General features: G+C 41.1%; 20 protein-coding genes and 1 tRNA gene. 9 read left to right on the top strand and 12 right to left on the bottom strand.

Annotated features, from left to right (window positions below):
* The first annotated feature begins 267 nt into the window (after positions 1–267).
* Entirely contained in the window at positions 268–1833 is a 1566-nt protein-coding gene (locus FHS59_RS08685) for a sulfatase family protein (RefSeq protein WP_184494756.1), read from the top strand.
* A gap of 567 nt (positions 1834–2400) precedes the next feature.
* Here the strand turns inward: FHS59_RS08685 and FHS59_RS08680 are convergent.
* Positions 2401–3036 (bottom strand): GDSL-type esterase/lipase family protein, encoded by a 636-nt coding sequence (locus FHS59_RS08680; RefSeq protein WP_184494755.1) that lies wholly within the window; start codon positions 3034–3036, stop codon positions 2401–2403.
* 157 nt (positions 3037–3193) lie between these two features.
* Here FHS59_RS08680 and FHS59_RS08675 point away from each other — a divergent pair, with 157 nt between their 5' ends.
* Positions 3194–4033 carry a UbiA prenyltransferase family protein gene (locus tag FHS59_RS08675; protein WP_184494754.1) on the top strand — a complete coding sequence of 280 codons (840 nt, stop codon included), beginning with the start codon at positions 3194–3196 and terminating at the stop codon, positions 4031–4033.
* Here FHS59_RS08675 and FHS59_RS08670 read toward each other — a convergent pair whose 3' ends face one another.
* Positions 4034–5392 (bottom strand): acyl-CoA dehydrogenase family protein, encoded by a 1359-nt coding sequence (locus FHS59_RS08670; protein WP_184494753.1) that lies wholly within the window; start codon positions 5390–5392, stop codon positions 4034–4036.
* Between the two features lie 129 nt (positions 5393–5521).
* On the opposite strand from FHS59_RS08670, the gene FHS59_RS08665 reads away from it, so the two are divergent.
* Complete coding sequence (locus FHS59_RS08665; RefSeq protein ID WP_184494752.1) at positions 5522–6121, top strand: class I SAM-dependent methyltransferase; 600 nt, start codon at positions 5522–5524, stop codon at positions 6119–6121.
* Here the strand turns inward: FHS59_RS08665 and FHS59_RS08660 are convergent.
* The 8 genes from FHS59_RS08660 to FHS59_RS08625 form a co-directional block, all read right to left on the bottom strand.
* Positions 6118–6999, bottom strand: coding sequence for an AraC family transcriptional regulator (locus FHS59_RS08660; protein ID WP_184494751.1), 882 nt, complete (start codon positions 6997–6999; stop codon positions 6118–6120). The two genes, FHS59_RS08665 and FHS59_RS08660, sit on opposite strands and share 4 nt — an antisense overlap.
* 43 nt (positions 7000–7042) lie before the next feature.
* A complete protein-coding gene (locus tag FHS59_RS08655; protein WP_246388376.1) occupies positions 7043–7360 on the bottom strand; it encodes a DUF983 domain-containing protein in 318 nt (105 codons plus the stop codon).
* Between the two features lie 159 nt (positions 7361–7519).
* On the bottom strand, positions 7520–8872 hold the full coding sequence (locus tag FHS59_RS08650; RefSeq protein ID WP_184494750.1) for a neutral/alkaline non-lysosomal ceramidase N-terminal domain-containing protein: 1353 nt from the start codon (positions 8870–8872) through the stop codon (positions 7520–7522).
* Positions 8873–8878: 6 nt separating this feature from the next.
* On the bottom strand, positions 8879–10042 hold the full coding sequence (locus FHS59_RS08645; RefSeq protein WP_184494749.1) for an AIR synthase related protein: 1164 nt from the start codon (positions 10040–10042) through the stop codon (positions 8879–8881).
* A gap of 121 nt (positions 10043–10163) precedes the next feature.
* Positions 10164–12095: an OmpA family protein gene (locus tag FHS59_RS08640; protein WP_184494748.1), complete on the bottom strand. Its 1932-nt coding sequence runs from the start codon at positions 12093–12095 to the stop codon at positions 10164–10166.
* A gap of 43 nt (positions 12096–12138) precedes the next feature.
* Positions 12139–12624 (bottom strand): hypothetical protein, encoded by a 486-nt coding sequence (locus FHS59_RS08635; RefSeq protein ID WP_184494747.1) that lies wholly within the window; start codon positions 12622–12624, stop codon positions 12139–12141.
* 78 nt (positions 12625–12702) lie between these two features.
* Positions 12703–13494 carry a (Fe-S)-binding protein gene (locus FHS59_RS08630; protein ID WP_184494746.1) on the bottom strand — a complete coding sequence of 264 codons (792 nt, stop codon included), beginning with the start codon at positions 13492–13494 and terminating at the stop codon, positions 12703–12705.
* An 88-nt stretch (positions 13495–13582) separates the two neighbouring features.
* Entirely contained in the window at positions 13583–14917 is a 1335-nt protein-coding gene (locus FHS59_RS08625) for a 4Fe-4S dicluster domain-containing protein (RefSeq protein WP_184494745.1), read from the bottom strand.
* 103 nt (positions 14918–15020) lie between these two features.
* On the opposite strand from FHS59_RS08625, the gene FHS59_RS08620 reads away from it, so the two are divergent.
* The 6 genes from FHS59_RS08620 to FHS59_RS08595 all read left to right on the top strand — a co-directional run bounded on the left by FHS59_RS08620 (position 15021) and on the right by FHS59_RS08595 (position 18445).
* Positions 15021–15096: transfer RNA gene (locus FHS59_RS08620), tRNA-Phe, on the top strand.
* A gap of 265 nt (positions 15097–15361) precedes the next feature.
* Complete coding sequence (locus tag FHS59_RS08615; protein ID WP_184494744.1) at positions 15362–15853, top strand: RNA polymerase sigma factor; 492 nt, start codon at positions 15362–15364, stop codon at positions 15851–15853.
* On the top strand, positions 15850–16278 hold the full coding sequence (locus tag FHS59_RS08610) for a hypothetical protein (protein ID WP_184494743.1): 429 nt from the start codon (positions 15850–15852) through the stop codon (positions 16276–16278). Before FHS59_RS08615 ends, FHS59_RS08610 begins: the two co-directional genes overlap by 4 nt.
* Positions 16279–16281: 3 nt before the next feature.
* A complete protein-coding gene (locus FHS59_RS08605; protein ID WP_184494742.1) occupies positions 16282–16827 on the top strand; it encodes a DUF4252 domain-containing protein in 546 nt (181 codons plus the stop codon).
* A 20-nt stretch (positions 16828–16847) separates the two neighbouring features.
* A complete protein-coding gene (locus FHS59_RS08600) occupies positions 16848–17330 on the top strand; it encodes a DUF4252 domain-containing protein (protein ID WP_184494741.1) in 483 nt (160 codons plus the stop codon).
* 551 nt (positions 17331–17881) lie between these two features.
* Positions 17882–18445 (top strand): hypothetical protein, encoded by a 564-nt coding sequence (locus tag FHS59_RS08595; protein ID WP_184494740.1) that lies wholly within the window; start codon positions 17882–17884, stop codon positions 18443–18445.
* A gap of 124 nt (positions 18446–18569) precedes the next feature.
* Here the strand turns inward: FHS59_RS08595 and FHS59_RS08590 are convergent, their stop codons facing one another.
* A complete protein-coding gene (locus FHS59_RS08590) occupies positions 18570–18818 on the bottom strand; it encodes a DUF7218 family protein (protein ID WP_184494739.1) in 249 nt (82 codons plus the stop codon).
* 130 nt (positions 18819–18948) lie between these two features.
* Positions 18949–20682, bottom strand: a complete 1734-nt coding sequence (locus tag FHS59_RS08585; protein ID WP_184494738.1) for a M14 family metallopeptidase — start codon at positions 20680–20682, stop codon at positions 18949–18951.
* Positions 20683–20689: the final 7 nt, after the last annotated feature.

Raw genomic sequence — 20689 nt, 5'->3', positions numbered from 1 at the left:
CAGCTCGTAAGAGTTGTGGTTTTTTTATGGCTATTTTTTTAACCGCAAAGCTCGCGAAGAAATCTCCCGCAAAGGCGCAAAGCCGCAACGACCTAGCTTTTTAGGCTTTTTAATACCTCGAAGATTTTTAATTTTTACCAGAATGTTTCTCTCCAAAAGGATCAAAGTTTCAAACAGCGAAATTCTATACAGAAGATTATTGTTTAATTGGTTTTAATTGTTGGTACAATTGCCCTAAATTGCTTTCTCAAACTCAATATCCCAACCATGAGAAAGTTATTTCAGTTTGCAGGAATTTTCTTCCTTTTTCTTGTCTTTGCTTGTAGCACCAAAGAACCTGTTAAAGAAAAGCTGCCCAATGTTATTGTGATTCTCGCAGACGATTTAGGTTATGGGGATATCGGAGCATTTAATCCAGAAGGGAAAATACCTACTCCGCATATTGATCAGCTGGCTGCAGAAGGAATGAAATTTACGGATGCACATACCCCTTCAGCTGTTTGTACGCCCACTCGATATGGATTTTTGACAGGAAGGTATAATTGGAGAAGTAGATTGAAGTCAGGGGTCTTGACAGGGAAATCTCCAGCTTTGATCGAGGACGAACGTACCACCATTGCTGATGTGATGAAAAATGCCGGGTATCAAACCGCATTTATTGGGAAGTGGCACTTAGGTTGGGATTGGGGCCTAGTAGATGGAGATACGCTTCGAGGTGAAGGATGGGATGCTAAAGATTTTGACCAATTAGATTTCTCCAAACCGGTCACCCATACCCCAAATGACCTGGGATTTGATTATGCTTATGGACATTCGGGTTCGCTGGATATGGCGCCTTATGTCTATGTGGAAAATGGAATGGCTACTGCTATTCCGGATACTGTAACGGTGAATACAGGCAAATATTCTTGGTGGAGAGAGGGACCAACTTCCCCGGATTTTGACCATGAGAAAGTCACTCCTAATTTTTTTGAAAGATCCATTCAATACATAGAGGAGAAAGTAAAAGAAGAAAAACCATTCTTCCTTTATTTGGCTTTGCCTTCCCCACATACTCCGATTTTACCTCCAGCCGAATGGCAGGGAAAAAGTGGTTTAGCTCCTTTTGGGGATTTTATGATGATGATCGATGACTATGTAGGTCAGGTGAATGAAGCCATCAAAAAAGCCGGAATTGAAGAGAATACCTTGGTCATATTTACTTCTGACAATGGAGGATCTCCCGCGGCTGGTTTGGATGTGATGCAGGCGGCCGGTCATTTTTCCAGTTACATTTATAGAGGACATAAGGCAGATGCTTTCGAAGGTGGACATCGGGTTCCTTTTATTGCTAAGTGGCCTGCAAAGATTAAAGCTGGAACTTCCAGAGATCAAACGATCTGCCTGACGGATATGATGGCAACGAGCGCAGAAATCACGGGGTATACACTCAAGGATAATGAGGGCGAGGATAGTTATAGTTTGCTTGGATTGTTTGATGCGGAAAATCAAGTCGACAAATTCCGGGAGGCTACTGTGCATCATTCCATTAATGGGTCTTTTGCGATCCGTCAAGGAGATTGGAAATTGATTATGGCCAAAGGTTCTGGTGGTTGGAGTTTTCCGAAACCGGGTGACCCTGCAGAGGCAGAACTTCCGGATGTTCAATTATACAACTTAGCTTCTGATCCTGGCGAGACTACCAACCTTCAAGCAGAAAATCCTGAGCAAGTAGCTTCGCTAAAAGCCCTTTTAAGCAAATACATTAAGGAGGGTAGAAGTACTCCAGGCGCTCCACAGCAAAATGACCCCATCGAGGGTGAATGGAAGCAGATTGGATTCGTGGAGGAGTGATAATGTAAGGCTGAGCGTCCACGATACTAATCGGGATCGAAGCCTTGGGTTTGGTTATAAATCTTATTTCTCGCAAAGTCGCAACGACGCCACGGTCTAACCATAGACTAACCTTTGAGGTTTTATGAACCTCGAAGGTTTTTCTTTTTTACCGCAAAGACCGCAAAGAAGACTCCCGCAAAGCCGCAAAGATAAAAGCAGGAATTTGTCTGGCTGAGCGTCCACGATAATAATCGGGATCGAAGCCTTTGAAATTGGTTATAAATCTTATTTCTCGCAAAGTCGCAACGACGCCACGATCTAAACATTGACTAACCTTTGAGGTTTTTCTTTTTTACCGCAAAGACCATAAAGACTCCCACAAAGGCTCCTGCAAAATTACAATTCCTCATTATTTTCTTGATTACTTCTGATATGATACATAAAGAACCATAGGTACAACTAGTACCAACCAGTATCAAAAAAGTAGAAAACTGAAAAACAAAACCCTTCAGAAAATAGAAATCTGAAGGGTTTTTGGCAATGGAGAGATTGCTTCGGTCGTTCCTCCCTCGCAATGACGGAAAATTACAATCGTATCGCCCTCGCCACCACTTTCGCCATAATAGCTAAACCTTCGGTATTGGGATGGACGCCATCGGGAAGTAAATCTTCGTGACCCATAAATGGGGTGTATAGGTCGATAAGTTCGGAGCCTGAGTCCAATGCAATATCGATGATCATCATTCGCTGCTCATTGTTCATCACCACTGGGGTAATACCGAAATTTTCTCTTGTCACAGGCACCGGCATCACGACATAGACTTTGCCATCGGCAGGCATGGTCTTCTTAAACTCCGCGATCATATCCAGGTAATCCTGCCTGAACTCAGAAGCATATTGCCAGTTTTGTGGTTTGGAATCATTTGTTCCCAGCATGATCACCAGAATATCCGCACCGAAATCCTTCACTTGCTGAAACTGTGGTTCGTTCCAATAGGGATAATCTCCTTTTCTTAAAAGCGTTCTTCCGCTGACACCGAAATTGCCCACTTCGTATGCATCGCCAAGAATCGCTTGCATCTGTAGCGGCCAGCTGTCTGGATTATCTCTCCCAGGACCTTGGGTGATGCTATTGCCTACACAGGCAACTTTGATAGGAGATTGAGAAAAAGCAAGGGTGCTGATCATGGTCAACAGGAAAAATAAATAGGTTCTTCGCATGAGTATGTGATTTTTAAAGGTTTTATCAAATTCTTAATTCAATTGACTATAAGACTGAAGGAATCTATTGGAAAGGCCGAATTGATGGATTTAGGTTTTTTGTCGATTTTAAAATAGTCAATATCTCTCAATTCCGAATGGCTGGGTATCTTTAAGCGTGAATAAGGTCGAAGATTTATTTCAACGGTTTACCTGGCTTTCTTTGGACGTGGTGTTTGGAGCGATGGGCGGCATGCTGTTTTTCTCCAAATTATTGCGAACTCCCTTGGACTGGAGTATTTATGTCGTACTTGGGATGGCTGTTTGGGCTATCTATACTTTAGACCATTTATTGGATGCCCGAAAAATTGAAACAGATGTTCAGATGGACCGGCATGGCTTTCATCGAAAGCATGCTAACTTACTCTGGACCATGCTGATCTTCGTGGTGATCTTAGGGATGTATGGAGCCTTTACGATTTTTGGATTTGGAATGGAACTGGGAGGAGGAGTTATTTTGGGGGCAGTCATTCTGCTGCTGATGTCTTTGATCCGGCTGTTGCCTACCTCATTTCATTGGCTCAAAGAAATCAATACTGCCATCTTTTATGTGGCAGGAGTCTCTTTGCTTCCTTTTATCCGATTTTCATTTTCAGATTGGACCTGGGAAATAGGCTTTATTCTGGCGGGCTATATTGGACTTGCCTATCTGAATTTGGTGATGCTTTCTTACCTCGACGCAGACAAGGATAAATCCTCCGGCTTCGGTTCATTGGTCAGCGTACTGTCCAAAGAAAAAGTCAGTCTCACCATTCGAATACTTTCTTACGGGATCATCCTGGTATTTCTGATGGGATTCATCTTTTTATCCTCATTTTACCGGGTGTTTTCCTGCATGATTCTCCTGATGGGACTGATTCACTTTGTTACTTTTTATGATAAAAGCCTAAGTTCCAATCAAATTCGTCTGCGCATGGAGGCCACGTTTTTCCTCCCTTGGCTTTTGTTGTTTTGGTGATTAGACAAATGCACTATGACCTGTAATCGCCCTTCCTACGATCAGTGAATTGATTTCCTTGGTACCTTCATAGCTATAGACAGCTTCCGCATCCGCCACAAATCGCGCGATATCATGCTGAAGCAAAATCCCATTTCCTCCGAATAATTCCCGCGCATGGTCCACGATAGATCTCATTCTCAAAGTACAGAATACTTTGGCGAGCGAGGCATGTTCGTCTTTTAAAATATCATCCCCCTGCATTTCAGAAAGTCGGAATACCATAGTTTGCATAGCTGTCAAATCTCCAAGCATGGTGACCAATAAATCCTGAACGAGCTGGAATGACGCGATCGGTCTTCCAAACTGCTTTCGCTCGTTGGTATATGCCAAAGCCAGTTCATACGCTCCTCTCGCGCATCCCACTGCCTGCCAAGCCACGCCTGCACGGGTCATCCGTAGAACTTTGGAGGTGTCTCTAAAGGAATTTGCTTCCTGCAAACGGTCAGTCTCAGGAACTTCACAATTGGTCATCGTGATCAGCGCATTCTGCACGGTTCGAAGCGCCATTTTATCCTCAAGTTTCTCCGCTTTAAATCCGGGATTATCCTTTCTGACGATGAAACCTTTCACCTGCTGATCATCCAGATCTCGAGCCCAGATGATGGTGATATCCGAGAAAGTGGCATTTCCAATCCATTTTTTCTGACCATTAATCACCCAGGTATCTCCCTCTCTTTTGCAGGTGGTGGTCAAACCGCCTGCGACGCCAGAGCCTACTTCCGGTTCTGTCAATCCAAATGCTCCGATTTTTTCCAGCTTTTGCATCGCAGGAAGCCATTCTTTCTTTTGTTCCTCCGAACCGCAGAGATAAATGGATCCCATGGCCAAGCCACTTTGCACTCCGAAAAATGTGGAAATAGAAGTGTCGATTCTTGCCATTTCCATCGCAATAAAACCCTCCAAAAGTGGAGAATGTCCTGGGCAGCCATATCCTTGGTAGGTTAATCCTGCAATGTCAAGCTCTGCCATTTTAGGAATGATCTGCATGGGGAATTCGGCCCTGTTCCAGTAATGATTTGCAATAGGTTTGATTTCCCGCTCCATAAACTCCCGCACCCGCAATTGGATTTCCCGCTCGTGGTGAGGCAGGGTTTTTCCCAATTCATAAAAATCCCCGTTTACCGGAGGAATCGTTTTGGGTTTGCTTCCACCTTTTAGCATTCCCATCATTTTAGAAAGATCTTCCTCGCTCATTTTAGAGACCAGGTTGACCATTTTGGGTAAATCGACTTTTTGGGATAGCTTCGAGATCTGATCCAGATCTACATTAGAAAGAATTTGGCGAAGCCCAGAGAGAGATTTAAAGATATTTTTCATCTGTTAATTGTTGTTTTAAGGTCATTTGAAATCCCACAAAAACGTAAAGAACAATTGGATTTAGGTTCTTTATCGTACAGATTTCATAAAAGGTAATTTTGGGATGAAACTCATTTATAGGTTAAACTGATGAAAGACGACTACAGTTTTATTGCTCCTTATTACAATCGCTTGGCCAAAATGGTTTTTGGGAGAAAGCTGCAGGAAGCTAAAAACTGCTTTGTCTCAGAAATAGAAGTTAAGAAAATATTATTGATCGGAGGAGGGGATGGCATGGACTACCGGGAGATCGCCAAAAAACTGCATGGGCAATATTGGGAAAAGTCCCAAAGCATGTTGGAGTTAGCAAAAGGAAATCTGTCAGAAAGTAGTCTAAGTTTTCATTTGGGGGAGTTCAAACCGGATGGAAGTGTTCTCTTTGATGAGGTTTGGCTTCACTTTGTTTTGGATACCATGGAGGATCAGGAAATCTCGAATTTGATTGCTTTTTTGCGGTCAGCTATAAAGACAAATGGGAGGCTTTATTTTGTGGATTTCTTTGAAGCAAAAAGTCTCTGGCAAAAAGGAATACAAGAAGTGATGCTAGGTTTCTTTAGAGTTTTCGCAGCCCATAAGAGGAAAAATATTCCTGACTATGAGAAATTATTCCTTCAAGATGGATGGGTAAAATCGGAGGAGAAAAATCTCATGAAAGGATGGGTTCGTGCCCAAATCTGGTCTCATCATTAAGAATGGATTTCTTTCCGGAATTGCTCTGGGGTATAGGAGGTTTTACTTTTAAACAACCTGCTGAAATAGGAGGGATCGTCGAACTTTAGCTTGGCAGCAATTTCTGCAACTGTCAAGCTGGAATTAGTCAATAAGCGTTTGGATTCAAGCATCACTCGATCCATGATCAGGTTGGAAACGGTCTTGCCAACAGATTTTTTAGCGATCGTATTTACCTGTTTCAAACTGATATTCATCTGCTGGGCATAATATCCCACTTCCCGATGATCCATAAATCCCACTTCAATCAGCATTTTGAGTTTTTGGAAAAGATCGTGTTCCTTGACTGGCTGGATGGCCTCCTTGTTTTTATTCAGGTAATATCGGAAGGCATTGGTGAGCAGTAAGTCTGTATAAGATGCGAGCTGGGTATGACTGGACCAGCCTGGGTTTTGAAATTCTTTATTGATCCGTTTAAAGTAAAAGAGTAATTCCTCTCTTTCATTTGCTGCCAAATCCATAAAAGGAATGGAAATGTTGGAGCGGAAAAAAGTAAGACTCATCAATTTCTTTTGAGTGAAGAAAGCGCTATAAAAGGATCCACTGAAGAACAGGATATGGCCTTTGGTGTCTTCCGAGAGTTCCCAAGAGTGTACTTGGCCGGGTGATAAGAAAAATGCAGTTCCAGGTTTTACCAGGTAATTCCTGAAATCAATGGTGTGTGTGCCTGTGCCTTCCGTGATCAATAAGACGATGTAGAAATCGTGCTTATGAGGTTTCTGAATAAACAGATGGGTTTTGAGATGAACTTCCAGTTCAGAGTAGTAGAATTCTGATGGGTTTATTTTTTCTGTTTCAAAATCCGGGATCTGATAAATCGGTAAGGTTTCCGCAGGCATGCGTGAATTTCATAAAATTCCCCCGGAAAACCTTAGAAGTATTTTACCTGGTCTCTTTAGAAGCTTGGTAAGGAATGAAAATGGCAATCCAAGCTGATCTACTGATCCGAAAGAAAAAGGGCAGCAGTAAGATGGCAGAAATTACGATCAGCGTTAACAAAAGGCTTAAGGAATATTCCGGGTAAAAAATCTCTAATCCAAGCCAAACCGCAATAAACAAAGCGGTATTCAAAGCATAGCTGATAAACATCGCACCAAAATAATACCCGGGTTCGGGTTCGAATGACTGCTGACAGTACTCACATCTTTGTTTCATTTCAAAAAGACTTGCTGGTTTTTTCAAGTCCATTTTTTGAAACATGCTGCCTTGATGGCATTTTGGGCAAGTGCAGGTAATGATGCTTTTTAAATATGAATCTTGGCTCCAGAGCTTCATAAGCTTTTATTTTGTCACAAAGCTAGGTTTAAAAGAAAGAACATGGTAGGACAAAACTAACCTTCTACAGGACAAAAAAGCCAATTAATGGGTGCCAGCCCGATCAATAATTTTGGTAATCAAATCATCGTAGTATTTGCCATTTCCTGGCCCGTACCAATTCATTTCCCGGACCTCATGGAATTTGCGATCGTAATATTCGTCAGGCGTGATATAGCCCATGTACCCTCCATTAAAGGTGGTGATGATCAGGTTTAGTCCCAAAGACTTTGCGTGAGTCTCCCATTTTGCCATGAAAACCCCAGAAATTTCTCCACTGGAAGCAATCATCAGTGTATTTCCAATTTTGGTGACGTCAAAATGGACATTCGTTTCACCAAGCAAGTAATTAAACAACCATGGTCGAAGTCGCAAATTATCAGAGATCCGGAGATGAGGATCTCTCAGTGAAATGGGCAGAAATCCTGTTTCAATTTGATGACTATTGATGGTGGCATAGTAAGTCATTTTAATCCGCATCACAGTATCCAATTTCTGCGCATATTGCTGAACTTCCTCGATCGAATTTCCGCCGGCTACAGGTCGGTGACTTCCTACAGTCCCAGCTGCAAACATGGCAAAGTCGTAAGAATTCTCCTCCAGATCTTTCGTCAGATAAAAAGGGTAATCACCCGAGAGCCCCATGAATTTGGAACTCAAAATCGTGGCATGTGCGGAATAGGTAAAAAATGTTGCTGTTTCACCATTGTTTTTGGTGAAAATCAGTTGCCGGATGGAAGGCTCAATTGGATCTTCTTTGATAAAGCGATTTGCTACAAATTCTGCAGCATCGATTTTCCGATAATTGATTTTTGCAGTGTCCTGAGAAGTAATTGCTTGTGCCAAAGCTTTGACAGATTGATTGACGATCAACTGAACAGTTTCCTCATTGTATCCACCAAAAGCCATTTCCCCCAAAGGACCGGGCATATATCCACCCATTCCAGCATGGGTATGTGTGGCGGTGAAAAGGATTTGATCGATCGGTAAGTTTTGCTCTTGAATAGCTTGCTTCACTTCGAAAGCTAAATGTGGATGCACGATCAGTAATTCGTAATTCAGCCAAGCAATAGTTGTCTTCCCATTTCCCAAAGCAATTGCTTTCACAAAGCTGCTATCCTGAACAAATTCATAAGTGCCTCGGGGCGCATATCCAACCAATTCGACGGGCTGATCTGGAGTCATATTTGCCTTTCCCCAACCTACTAGCCAAGTGTCACTTTCACTGCCCTGAAACTGTAAGTTTGCTGCCTCATCCAAAGTTTGATTATAGAAATCCTGCTCCTCAATCGGAGATCGATCTACCGTGGTCAGCGTAATCAAGCCAAGTAAAAAAACAAAAAGGAAAACCCCTAGCAGGATTTTCCCTATTGTATGTACCAATTTATTGATGGTCATCTACTCTTAATATTCAAAAAGACCGTAAGGACTGTTGATGGTTACTTTTTTGCCTTCATGAGGCTCTACTCTTCCAATGATTTGAGCTTCTACACCGTAAGATTCAGCAATATCGATGATTTCCTCGGCATAGCGCTCATCCAGATAGACCTCCATTCTGTGTCCCATGTTAAAGACTTTGTACATCTCTTTCCAGTCTGTGCCGCTTTCTTCCTGAATGATTTTAAACAAAGGAGGAGTTTCAAATAGATTGTCTTTGATGACATGTACGTCATCCACAAAGTGAAGAACTTTTGTCTGCGCTCCTCCGCTGCAATGTACCAAACCATGGATTCTTGATCTCATGTAGTTTAGAACATCCACCATAATCGGAGCATAAGTTCTGGTAGGGGAAAGGACTAATTTCCCAACATTCACAGGAGAGCCAGGAGCGGCATCTGTCAAATTATATTTCCCAGAGTAAACCAAGTCTTCAGGTACAGAAGGGTCAAAAGTCTCAGGGAATTTGGTTTTCAAAACTTTATTAAACACATCATGACGGGCAGAAGTCAGTCCATTGCTTCCCATGCCGCCATTATAGGCAGTTTCGTATTTAGCCTGGCCAAAAGAAGCTAAACCAACGATGACATCCCCAGCTTGAATTTGATCATTGGAAATCACTTCATCTCTGCGCATACGACAGGTGACGGTGCTATCTACGATGATGGTACGAACCAAATCGCCTACATCAGCTGTTTCTCCTCCGGTCAATACTGCATTCACGCCATTATCGCGAAGCATCTGAAGCACTTCTTCCGTTCCTTCGATGATCGCTGAAATCACTTCACCTGGAACCAGATTTTTATTTCTGCCGATTGTGGAGGAAACGAGGATGTTATTGATCGCTCCGACGCAAAGCAAATCATCGGTATTCATGATGATTGCATCCTGCGCAATTCCCTTCCAAACACTAAGATCACCGGTTTCTTTCCAATAAGCATAAGCAAGAGAGGATTTGGTCCCAGCGCCGTCAGCATGCATGATATTGCAAAACTCAGGATCATTTCCGAGCGTGTCTTCGACAATTTTACAGAAAGCTTTTGGGTAGAGTCCTTTATCAAGCTTAGAAATGGCCTGATGTACATCTTCTTTGGAGGCGGAAACTCCGCGCTGCATGTATCGCTCGTTCATGGATGCAAAGTTAAGTATTCCCTCTTAAATCAAGAGAATGTTTGGGAAAAGTTAAGGGCATAAAAAATGGCCTGAAAAGTCTTTTACTTTAATCAGGCCATCTTTTTTAGGAATTTATGGTTTACTCCCGGATTTCAATCACTTTGAATTCCGTTCTTCTATTCACCTGATGCTCTTCTTCAGTTTGCGCATTCTTGATGATCAACTGACTTTCACCATAACCTTTGGCGACTAATCGATCTGCGCTGATTCCTTGCGAAACGATATAATCCACTGCGGATTGAGCTCTTCTTTGTGATAAATCCTGATTGTATTCATCAGAAGATCTGTCATCCGTATGCGAACTCAATTCAATTCGAATCGAAGGATTGTCTTTAAGGATCTGAACCAATTTATCCAGTTCCACAGCAGCATCTGGACGGATATCTGCTTTATCCAAATCGTAATAGATGTTTTCCAGAACGATGGATTTTTCTAAAATCAACTGATCCAAAACAATGGTGGTATCCAATGTGATGTTAGTAACCTCCTGAATTAAATCTTCTGGGTTTGGAGTTTTACCTACAGTTGTATAAGGGATGGATTTAGAGAAATATCCGGTTTTGGAAGCGATGATGGTGAAATCCGCATTTGGTTCAAGTGTGAATCTCACACGACCATTAGAATTAGAGAAATCCCCTCCTTCTTGTTTGTTTTCGGAATCATAAAGAACAACTCTAGCCTGCTCCAACACAGCATCTGGTTCACCAGCTACACGTTGTTTGGTGTAAACATTGAGTAGTACATTGACGATTTTTGGCTTCGGTGTTTTATCCTCAAAGAAATAAATATCATCATCTCCTTCACCACCTTCACGGTTGGAAGAAATAAACCCTTCCTTCGGATATTCGGTGAAGAAAATGGCAAAATCATCATTGCTGGAATTGAAATTCTCACCCAGATTTTTGATCACCTGTTTTCCTGAAGCATCTTTTTCTGCTACGAATAGATCCAATTTCCCATAGCCAGGATGGCCATCTGAAGAGAAGAAAAACTTGCCATCTGCAGTTGGTCTAGGAAATAATTCGTTCCCGGGAGTATTGACATTTGGGCCAAGATTGACGGCATTACCAAAATCGCCATTAGCCAATCTTGTTGCTTTGTACAAATCTACACCGCCGTATCCTCCGGGTCTATTGGAAGCAAAATAGAGCTCCTCTCCATCAGGGCTAAACGCTGGAGTCGAATTCCACCAGGTTTCATCTTCATTTACTGGCATCCAAATAGGTTGCGTAAATCCAGATCCTCGGAAATAAGAAGCAAATAGCGCTGTTTCTGGAAGGTCTTTTGGTGAAGTTGAATTTCCTCTTGCGTAAATGATGGTGTTTCCATCTGGGCTGATGGCAATGGCAGCCTGATTTAAACCTTCCTCATTCTGGAACTCTGGAAGCGTCTGAATATTGCTCACATCCACTCTGAGTCCTTCAGCTCTGGTTCGGAATAACTTTGTATAAGGAGAACCGTCCGCCGGGTAAAGGCCTGAAGCTCTTCTTCCGGAAGTGAAATAAATGAAGTTTTCACTGGAGACAGGGGCATAATCTGCTCCTGGGGTATTTAGTTCCTTGTAATTAACCAGTACATGATTCGGGAAATAGTTTTCTATACCAGCTGCGAGGTTAATTGCTTCAATTTGTCTTTGTGTTTCGGCTAAATAATCTTCGTTTTGGGTATAGCCTTTAGCCTTTTCAAAAGCTTCCTTTGCTTCTTCATCTTTTTGCTGTGCTTTTAGACTTAGCCCAAGTCGGTAAAGATTTTCAAAGGAAGGATCATCTTCCACCAGCTTCTCATAATAAGGGCCAGCTTCTTCAATCCTATTGGAAAGTCGATAACTCTCAGCCACAGCCAAATTTGCCTCTTGATTATCCGGGTCATCTTCTAGAATCTGAGAGTAGGAACTAATGGCGTATTGGTATTGACCAGAAAGAAATTGGTCATTGGCTTTTTCCTGAAGGCTTTTGCAGGCGTTCAGGCTAATTAAGAGAATAAGGGTGATCCACAAAAAATGGTTTTTCATCTGACGGGGCTATTGATGATCGTTCTAAGCTGAATATTACTAATCAATTTGGGAAAAATTTGTTTAACCAACTAGTTTTTGCAGGAATCCATAGCTGATTTAGGTCTGATTTTTCCTTGATCAAAGGGTTGATTACTTCTGTATCTACGGTGATTTCACCAGAAAGGACTTTTGACTTGATGCCTAATGCTGGAGAAACCTGGATTTTATGTTCATTTTTATAGCTCACTTTTCCCTGATCGGTTAGGTTGATGCCTAGTTTAGATTCAAGTTCCCGGAGTATTCTGACAGAGCTGTCAATGGAGCATCCACTTGCGCCAAGTCTGCTTTCATCTACTGCCAAAAGAATAATCTGGTTATCGATCAGTTTAAATGAGGTTGGCATCATGTTACCATGAGTATTCCAACCTTCACAAAACGCTGTTAGGCGATTTTTTATTTCCCTTGCTTCCTGATCAGTAAGCGTTCTATCTGCTTGATAAACCCAAACTCTGGCAAAGTCTGGCATTTGGTTAAAATCGACGTACATAATTCAATTATTATTAGGCAAAGAAAAACCCTTTCTACCTAACGGCAAAAAGGGTCAAATTGATTCAATCTTATTCCATCAAATTCCCATGTCTTTGGCAATCATCTCAGCCAAATCATAAACTTTAATTTCAGCTTCTTTCTCTTTGTTCTTCACACCATCTGTGATCATCGTCAAGCAAAATGGGCATCCAACAGCAATTGCCTGAGCTCCAGTGGCCAAAGCTTCTTCCGTTCTTTCCACGTTGATATCTTTCTTGCCGGGCTCTGGTTCTTTAAACATTTGAGCTCCACCTGCTCCGCAGCAAAGCCCTTTTGTCCTGCAACGCTTCATTTCCACCAACTCCACGTCCAAGGCTTTGATGACATCTCGAGGGGCTTCGTACACATCATTTGCTCTTCCCAAGTAGCAAGAATCATGGAAAGTGATTTTCTTCCCTTTGAATTCGCCGCCTCCTTTCAAAGCCACTTTTCCTTCATTGATCAGTTGCTGGAGGAATTGCGAATGGTGAATGACCTCGTAATTTCCCCCCAAAGCAGGGTATTCATTTTTGATGGTATTGAAGCAGTGTGGGCAAGCGGTAACTACTTTTTTAACCTCATATCCGTTCATCACCTGAATGTTTGCCACTGCTTGCATTTGAAATAAAAACTCATTTCCAGCTCTTCTGGCTGGATCACCAGTACAAGCTTCCTCAGGTCCCAAAACTGCAAAACTGACTCCGACTTTATTTAATATTTTCACAAAAGCCTGCGTGACGGCTTTGTATCGCTCATCAAAAGAACCGGCGCAACCCACCCAAAATAGAACTTCTGGAGTTTCTCCTTTGCCGGCCATTTCGGCCATGGTTGGTACTTTATATGTAGACATGTTTATTAATATATTTTTTCACTAAAAATGAAACCTGAAGACTTTACTCAAGTTCCTTTATCTGAAATCTGAAATCTGAAATCTGAAATTATTTCATTTCTTCTTCCTTTACCTTTTCAGCCCAGTTGAATCGATCAGAAGGGCTGAATTTCCAAGGTGAAAAGCTCGTTTCCATGTTCTGGAACATTGCATTCCATTGAGCAGGAGTGCCTGATTCTTCCATAGCCACATATCTTCTCATCTGAAGAATAATGGATAGAGGATCGATGTTTACAGGACAAGCTTCCACGCAGGCATTACAACTGGTGCAGGCATTGATTTCTTCTTTGCTGATGTAATCTCCCAAAAGTGACTTTCCATCTTCAAGTCCTTTTCCACCTGAATCGATGCTTTTTCCAACTTCCTCTGCACGGTCACGAACGTCCATCATGATTTTGCGTGGAGAAAGCTTTTTACCGGTAAGATTCGCAGGACATTCTGATGTACATCTTCCACATTCCGTGCAGGAATAGGCATTGAGTACATTTACCCAAGAAAGGTCATTGATATCTTTGGCACCAAAGCGTGCAATTTCTGCTGGTGGATCTGCTGGGGCATCCGTAGGGATTCCCAACATAATATTCACTTCATTCGTCACTTCAGGCATATTTACCATTTCTCCTTTAGGCTTCAGGTTTGAATACCAAGTATTTGGGAAGGCTAGGAAAATATGGAGATGCTTAGAATAAGTGACATAAATCGCGAATGCCAAAATGCCAATAATATGGAACCACCAGGCAAATCGTTCAATGAATATTAATGCACCATCAGACATTCCTTCGAAGATAGGCTGAATCATGCTGCTGAATGCAAGCGTGCCAATAGCCAAATAATGCTCAACGCCTCTTTCTGCTAAGAGTTGATCTGTGGAATTCATGGTCAGAATTGCGACCATTAGGATGATTTCGATAAAGAGAATTAGGTTTCCATCCATCGCTGGCCACCCTTTCATTTCAGGCTTCGTAAAGCGTTCTACTTTGATAATGTTTCTTCGGATAAGAAAAACTACACAGGAAAGCAGGACTGCTACAGCAAGAAATTCAAAGAAATTCATCGCGGCCAGGTAAATGCTACCCAAGTAAGGCCCAAAAAGTCTATGAGTACCGAGGACACCATCCAGAACAAATTCCAAAACTTCCAGGTTGATCACGATGAATCCAACATAAACAAATAAGTGGAGGATGGCAGGGATAAAGCGCTTGAACATCTTCTGTTGTCCAAAAGCCACCAAAAGCATGGTCTTCCACCTGGCCTCCGGTTGGTCATTTCTTTCGGTCTTCTTTCCCAAAAGGATGTTCCTTCTGAGGAATTTCACTCTTTTGCTGATAAACCAGCCAGCAGCGCCGAAAATTATTAGAAATACTAGTTGAGGTAAAAAGCTCATAGTGATGAGTTTAGCTATTTTCTTTAGTTTTTGTCTTTATTTTTTTTCTCAAATGGTTTGCATCAAATATTCAAATACCTACCTTTGCATCACTTTACAAGAAGGTGATGTAGCTCAGTTGGTAGAGCATCGGACTGAAAATCCGTGAGTCGGTGGTTCGAATCCACTCATCACCACCAGCCTCGTCGTAAGATGGGGCTTTTTTTATGTCTTTTTTTGGGGTTTCAGTCGGCATTTCTTTTACTTTTTGATAGATGCAAAGTAATAAATACTCTGCATGCATACTAAATTTCTTTCGAAATAATATTATTTGTGTGTTCCATTTGCTTCTTTTTAGAGGAGTTTTGGAATGATAGGGACTTATAAATCATTATTTTCTGAATATTTCTAAATTTTTTTTCTTCAAACTGTAACATTTCAATAATTGATGCATCACCTAACAAAATGAAGTCATTTTTTGAAACACATATCTGGCCGAAAAGATCGAAGCTATACCGATTGGTGTATCTATGGATCAGAGACCGAGCGTTGGCGGAGGATATGATTCAGAATGTTTTCGAAAAATCTTTTCAGAAGGAAGAGGAATTGGCGAATCATCCCAATTTATCGGGCTGGCTAGTCAAAAGTTTGAAAAATGAAGTGTTGATGCATTTTCGAGCTTCAAAAAGACTGGATGGGTTAGATGGAATTGAAGAAATTCAAACAGCTGAGCCAGTCAATGAAGAAGTAAAAGAATCGGTAAGAAAAGTGATGCTTTTGCTAAAGGATCTTCCATTGAAACAGCAGGAGATTTTTCAGTTGAGGGAGGTAGAAGGAATGACCTACGAAGAAATTGCTGAGTATTTAGAAGTAAGCATAGAACAGGTAAAAGTGAATTTGCATAGAGCACGTACCAAGATTAGAGAAAAAATGATCGCGTTAAAGGAAAGAGGATGAAGGAAAGAATAGAGAGTTTATTGGAAAAATATTGGGAGGGAGAAACTTCTCTGGCAGAAGAGCAAGAGTTGAAGTCTTTGCTAAAATCCCAATCCGACTTTGAGAAGGAGAAAGGCTTTTTCGGCTTGATGGAATCCTATGGTCAGGAAAATCCTGAAAACCTGACAATGCCTAAAGCTAAAGTCAGAAAAATCAATTCTCAATGGTTGAGCTGGGCGGCATCTGTGGCCATTTTCACGGCTTCTTTTGTAGGCTGGAGAGTCTATGAGAAAAACCAGGAGGAGAGACAGGCTTATGAAGAAGTGATGCAGGCCTTTGCTTTGATACAAACAAATCTTGCAAAAGGGCAGGAGCAAATGCAGGTCATGAATGATATGAAATACTTGAATACGACGAACCAAATGTTTGGGACGATAAAAAAATAGAATATGAAAAAGTTATTGATACTTCCGCTACTACTGATGGCATTGGTAGTAAAGGTGCAGGCCCAGGATGATGCTATCCAGAAATTCTTCTCGAATTATATGGAGGACGATCGCTTCTCAAGGGTTTATATATCTCCGAAGATGATGAGTATGGCTGGTGGATTTTTGAAGAACAATTCCGGTTCGGATGCGGAATCAAAAGAGCTGGGGGAATTGATCCAGAAAGTGAAAGGCATCAGGATTCTGAGTTCTGATGAAGTTAATGGCCAGACCTTTTATAAAGAGGCGATGGGGACATTGACCAAAAATAAATACGAGGAATTGATGGATGTTCAGGATAAAGGATCCAGTCTGAAGTTTTTGGTTCGTGAAGAAGGTGGACTAGTGAGGGAGCTTTTAATGATATCGGGAGATGATGGAGATTTTACTCTTTTGTCCATGCTAGGCAATTTCACCTATGAGGATCTAAACATGTTGGCAGAAAAAACAGATATCCCGGGCATGGACTCTTATGGCAAGGGCAGTAAAGGATCAAAAGGAAATAAATAAAAACTAAACCTACTTATAAAATGAAAAAATTGATTTTAACATTGGCATTGATCGGAGCGGTCATGACTGTGCAGGCACAAAGTAAAAGTGTAAAGGCGCTTTATGAAAAGTATAAGGCAGATGATGACTTTTTTCACCTGGAGTTGGGTGGCAACTTCATGAATTTCGCAGATGGGTTCAAAATTGATATGGATAAGAATGACATGGCTGCTGTCGCAAAATCTGTTGAGAAATTGAATTTCTTCACCTTGCCAGATAATGCCGATGAAAACAGGTTAGAGTTTAAAGCTTTGCAAAAGGGTCTGGAAAAAGAGAGATATGAATTGCTAATGGAAGCATCTGAAGGTAAAGGTGGAGTCTTAGTCTATTCCAAAGGAGGAAATACCATTTCTGATTTAGTAGTAATGGTAGGAGGGGATGAAGGAGATCTGATGGTCGTAGAGCTCAAAGGCCAGTTTGATTCCGAAACTGTAGCAAGAGCCACAAGTAAAGGTATTCATTAAGCATTATTCTTTCGATTATATCAGAGCTGACATATTAAATGTCAGCTCTTTTTTTTGGCTAAAATCAAAATTATGCTTTCGTATCGGGTTGGTATTTGAATCAGATCAGTAGAATTTCACATAAAAATCTTCTAGAAAGGGATGATTTTTAACCTCTTAAAAACTTTTTTAAAATTTTTTTTTACAAAATATTCATCATTTTTCGTGGGAAATAATAATTTGATGTGCATACATTATTCTGTTCAAAATGAATAATAATTAATTAAATTTTGCGAAATGATTAAAATTCGAAATGAAACGATTTCCGCAATCGATAGCGAAAGAAAAATATGTTATCGTTAACAAATCATTAAAAATCTTACGAATTCGACAATGAAAAGTATTTTTTGTTGAAACATTTGCAAAATAGATTCCGTTAGCTACCTTTGTAGAGTAAACAATGTCCGGACAAGATCTAGACAGACCCTGTAACCCCAAAATATCCCCACTAGATGGAACAGCCATCCAGCGGTTACACGAAGAATCTAAAACCTATTAAACCAATTATTAAAATGAAAAAATTATTCTCTTTGCTTTTTGCTGCGGGGATCGCAACAGGAGCATTCGCAACAGACAGAGACAAAATCGTCAGCATCAGACAGACTGAAGCTAAAAAGGTGGCAGTATCTTATTCTGCTGTACCACAAGGTACTGTAATCGTAAAAATTACCGATTCTGAAGACAGATTGGTAATGAGAGATAAAATCAACAAAGAAGAAGCATTTGCTAAGAGATATGACTTGAATGCTCTTCCAGAAGGAACTTACGAAGTTGAAGTATTGGACGAATCAGGTATTTTAAGAACTGCCTCTTTCGATACTTTCGTAGCTGAAGCTCCTGCTGTATTCTCTAGAGTTTCTAAAATGTCTGACAACAAGTACAGATTGTTGGTAAGCAACCTAGAAGCAAAAGAAGTATTGGTTTCTATCTATGATGGTGATCACTTGATCCACACAGAAAGAATCGACAATCCTCAAGGATTACATAAAATCTACGATATCGCTAAGCCAAGCGGAAACATCACTTTCAAAGTGTCTACTGGTAGCGGTTTCGAATCTTATGTTACTAGTCTGTAATTAACCAGCTATTATTTATTGAATCCCGTTTCTGAAAAGGAACGGGATTTTTTTATGCCCAAACTTGAAGAATCTAAATTTTTTTGGGCTTAGTAATGAATCGATGATGGTTAATTCCGAGACTTTAATTGTTTCTTAATGCTTTTATGAGCTCCGCTTTACTCATTTTACTTCTGTTTGGAATGCCCACTTCTTTGGCTTTTTGATACAACTCCTTTTTGGTTCTTTCCTCGTAGTCCTTGGCTTTGCCGCCTTTTTTACCCGAATTGGGGTCGTTGGATATTCTTGCAGCTTTTTCTTTGCTCATTCCTTTATCCAGTAATGCTTCGTATTGATCACTGTTTTTGATACTTGGGCCATGTTTTTTGGACATTGCTTCGTTGGTTTAATTGATTTAAAACTGATTTTCAACTAAATAACCGCAAGCGCTAGGCCATTATCAAAGCAAAAAAAAAGCCCCGGCAAATACCGAGGCTTTTCAATTTATATGGAAAAGTTAATGATTACTTTTTCCAGCTTGCTTTTCCACCTTTGGCGGAATCTACAGTTATGGTATAGTTTGAACCGGATGATACGATCCATTTAACTTTTACAGCGGTCATACCTGGGATGTTTGCTACCGCAATTTTCTCAGGATTCATTTTTTGCTCACTGAATTTCTTAAAGTCTTCATCCTCTACCACAAATCCAGCAACGACTTTGGCGCCAGAAATCGTGACATAATCAGGTCTTTCGATATGGTGTTTTAGATCCTGGCTGGCGTGAGTAGGCATTAATCTTTCGTTGAAAATTGTCGCAGTGATAGCTTTCAATCCACCACCTAGGTCTTCTTCTTTTACATCCATCACAGAAAGTTTTGGAGTATGATAGGCATGGTAAATCGTAAATGCCGCATTTCTGTGTGCATCTTGCTCAAGCAAGAAACCTGGATGCGCTCTTCCGAAAGTCTTCTTAAAGCCACCGATTTCCACAGTTCCAAATTGTGGATGCTCAAATTCATGCCACATCACAAAAGCATCTCCCATGGTTAGGAGTTCGTCAACTTCAAACATCTCATCTTGACCTCTTCCTTGTGAAGGTTTGTGGAAATATAAGTAGGAGTTCATCAGCTCATTGGAATAGGTGAATACTCCTCTTGTTCCATAAAACCAGTCAAGCTCTCCACCGAAAACCGAATACAAATCTTTGTAAACAGTCAGGTATCTATACCCAGGAATCATTTCCTCACCTTTTGAAGCAATGGCATCATAGATTCTGATGTCTTCTCTGTTGTAAGTACTAACATCTTCTTCCGCTCCAGGACCTCTCAAGATCATTCCTCCTGAGTTGTGAAAACTTTGCGCACCAGCAATATTCGGATGCTTCATCACGAATTCCATGATGTTTCGGTTTTCCGGAAGTGTAAATGGATATCTTAAAGCACCTCTTTGGATGTAATCAGGCTGCCAGTTCCAGCCCCAATCTCTGTTTGGATCGTAATATCCTACTCCATCGTCATTGACTCTGCCATCGCCATCTCCATCTGTACCTTCTTGGCCTAGCATTTCATATTCGCCGACTTTATCAGCACCTACCATAATCAGTTTTCTTGGATCCTGAGGATCTTTGATAAATCGTCCGGTAGGAGATTTTCTGATCATCATTGTGATGTGTCCATCACCATCGAGATCATCCATTCCATCTTCTCCATTTAATCCATCCCGGTCATTGTCCAAAACCATCATACCAGATCTAGGAGAGTTGGCTGTGTTTGGTTGGTTAAAGAAGTCATTTCTAGCATCTGGGTTGATGGTAGGAGTGATGTAAAAGGTTTTGTCTTTTAGTAACTGCTGAATGAATTCATTGTCAGCATGCATTTCTGTCAAATACCAGGCTGCATACAAGGCAAATTCACCGCCTTGAATTTCATTGGAGTGAATGTTTCCATCAATCCACATGGCTGGCTTATCAGTATCCGGGCCGGTAGAAAAATCCGTGATTGTCAATGTCATCATATCGCGACCTTCATAGGACTTTCCGATAGATTCGATTTTCGCAATATCCGGATGAGCCGCAGCGATTTTTTTCATATTGTCCACCAAGCCTTCGTAAGTGTAATAGCGGTTAAATGCGATTTCCACTTTTGGCATGTATGGTGTGCCTACCGCCTGGAAGAATTTGTCCTGTGCGTTGGCAGTGATTGAAGTCAGACTCAAAGCACTAAAAGCCAGCCCAACGATTAATTTTGTTGTTTTCATGAGTTTT

The organism is Algoriphagus iocasae, from assembly GCF_014206875.1.
Lineage (GTDB): Bacteria > Bacteroidota > Bacteroidia > Cytophagales > Cyclobacteriaceae > Algoriphagus > Algoriphagus iocasae.
The sequence above is the reverse complement of the archived record's forward strand: the minus strand, read 5'-3'. Positions and strand labels throughout refer to the sequence as shown.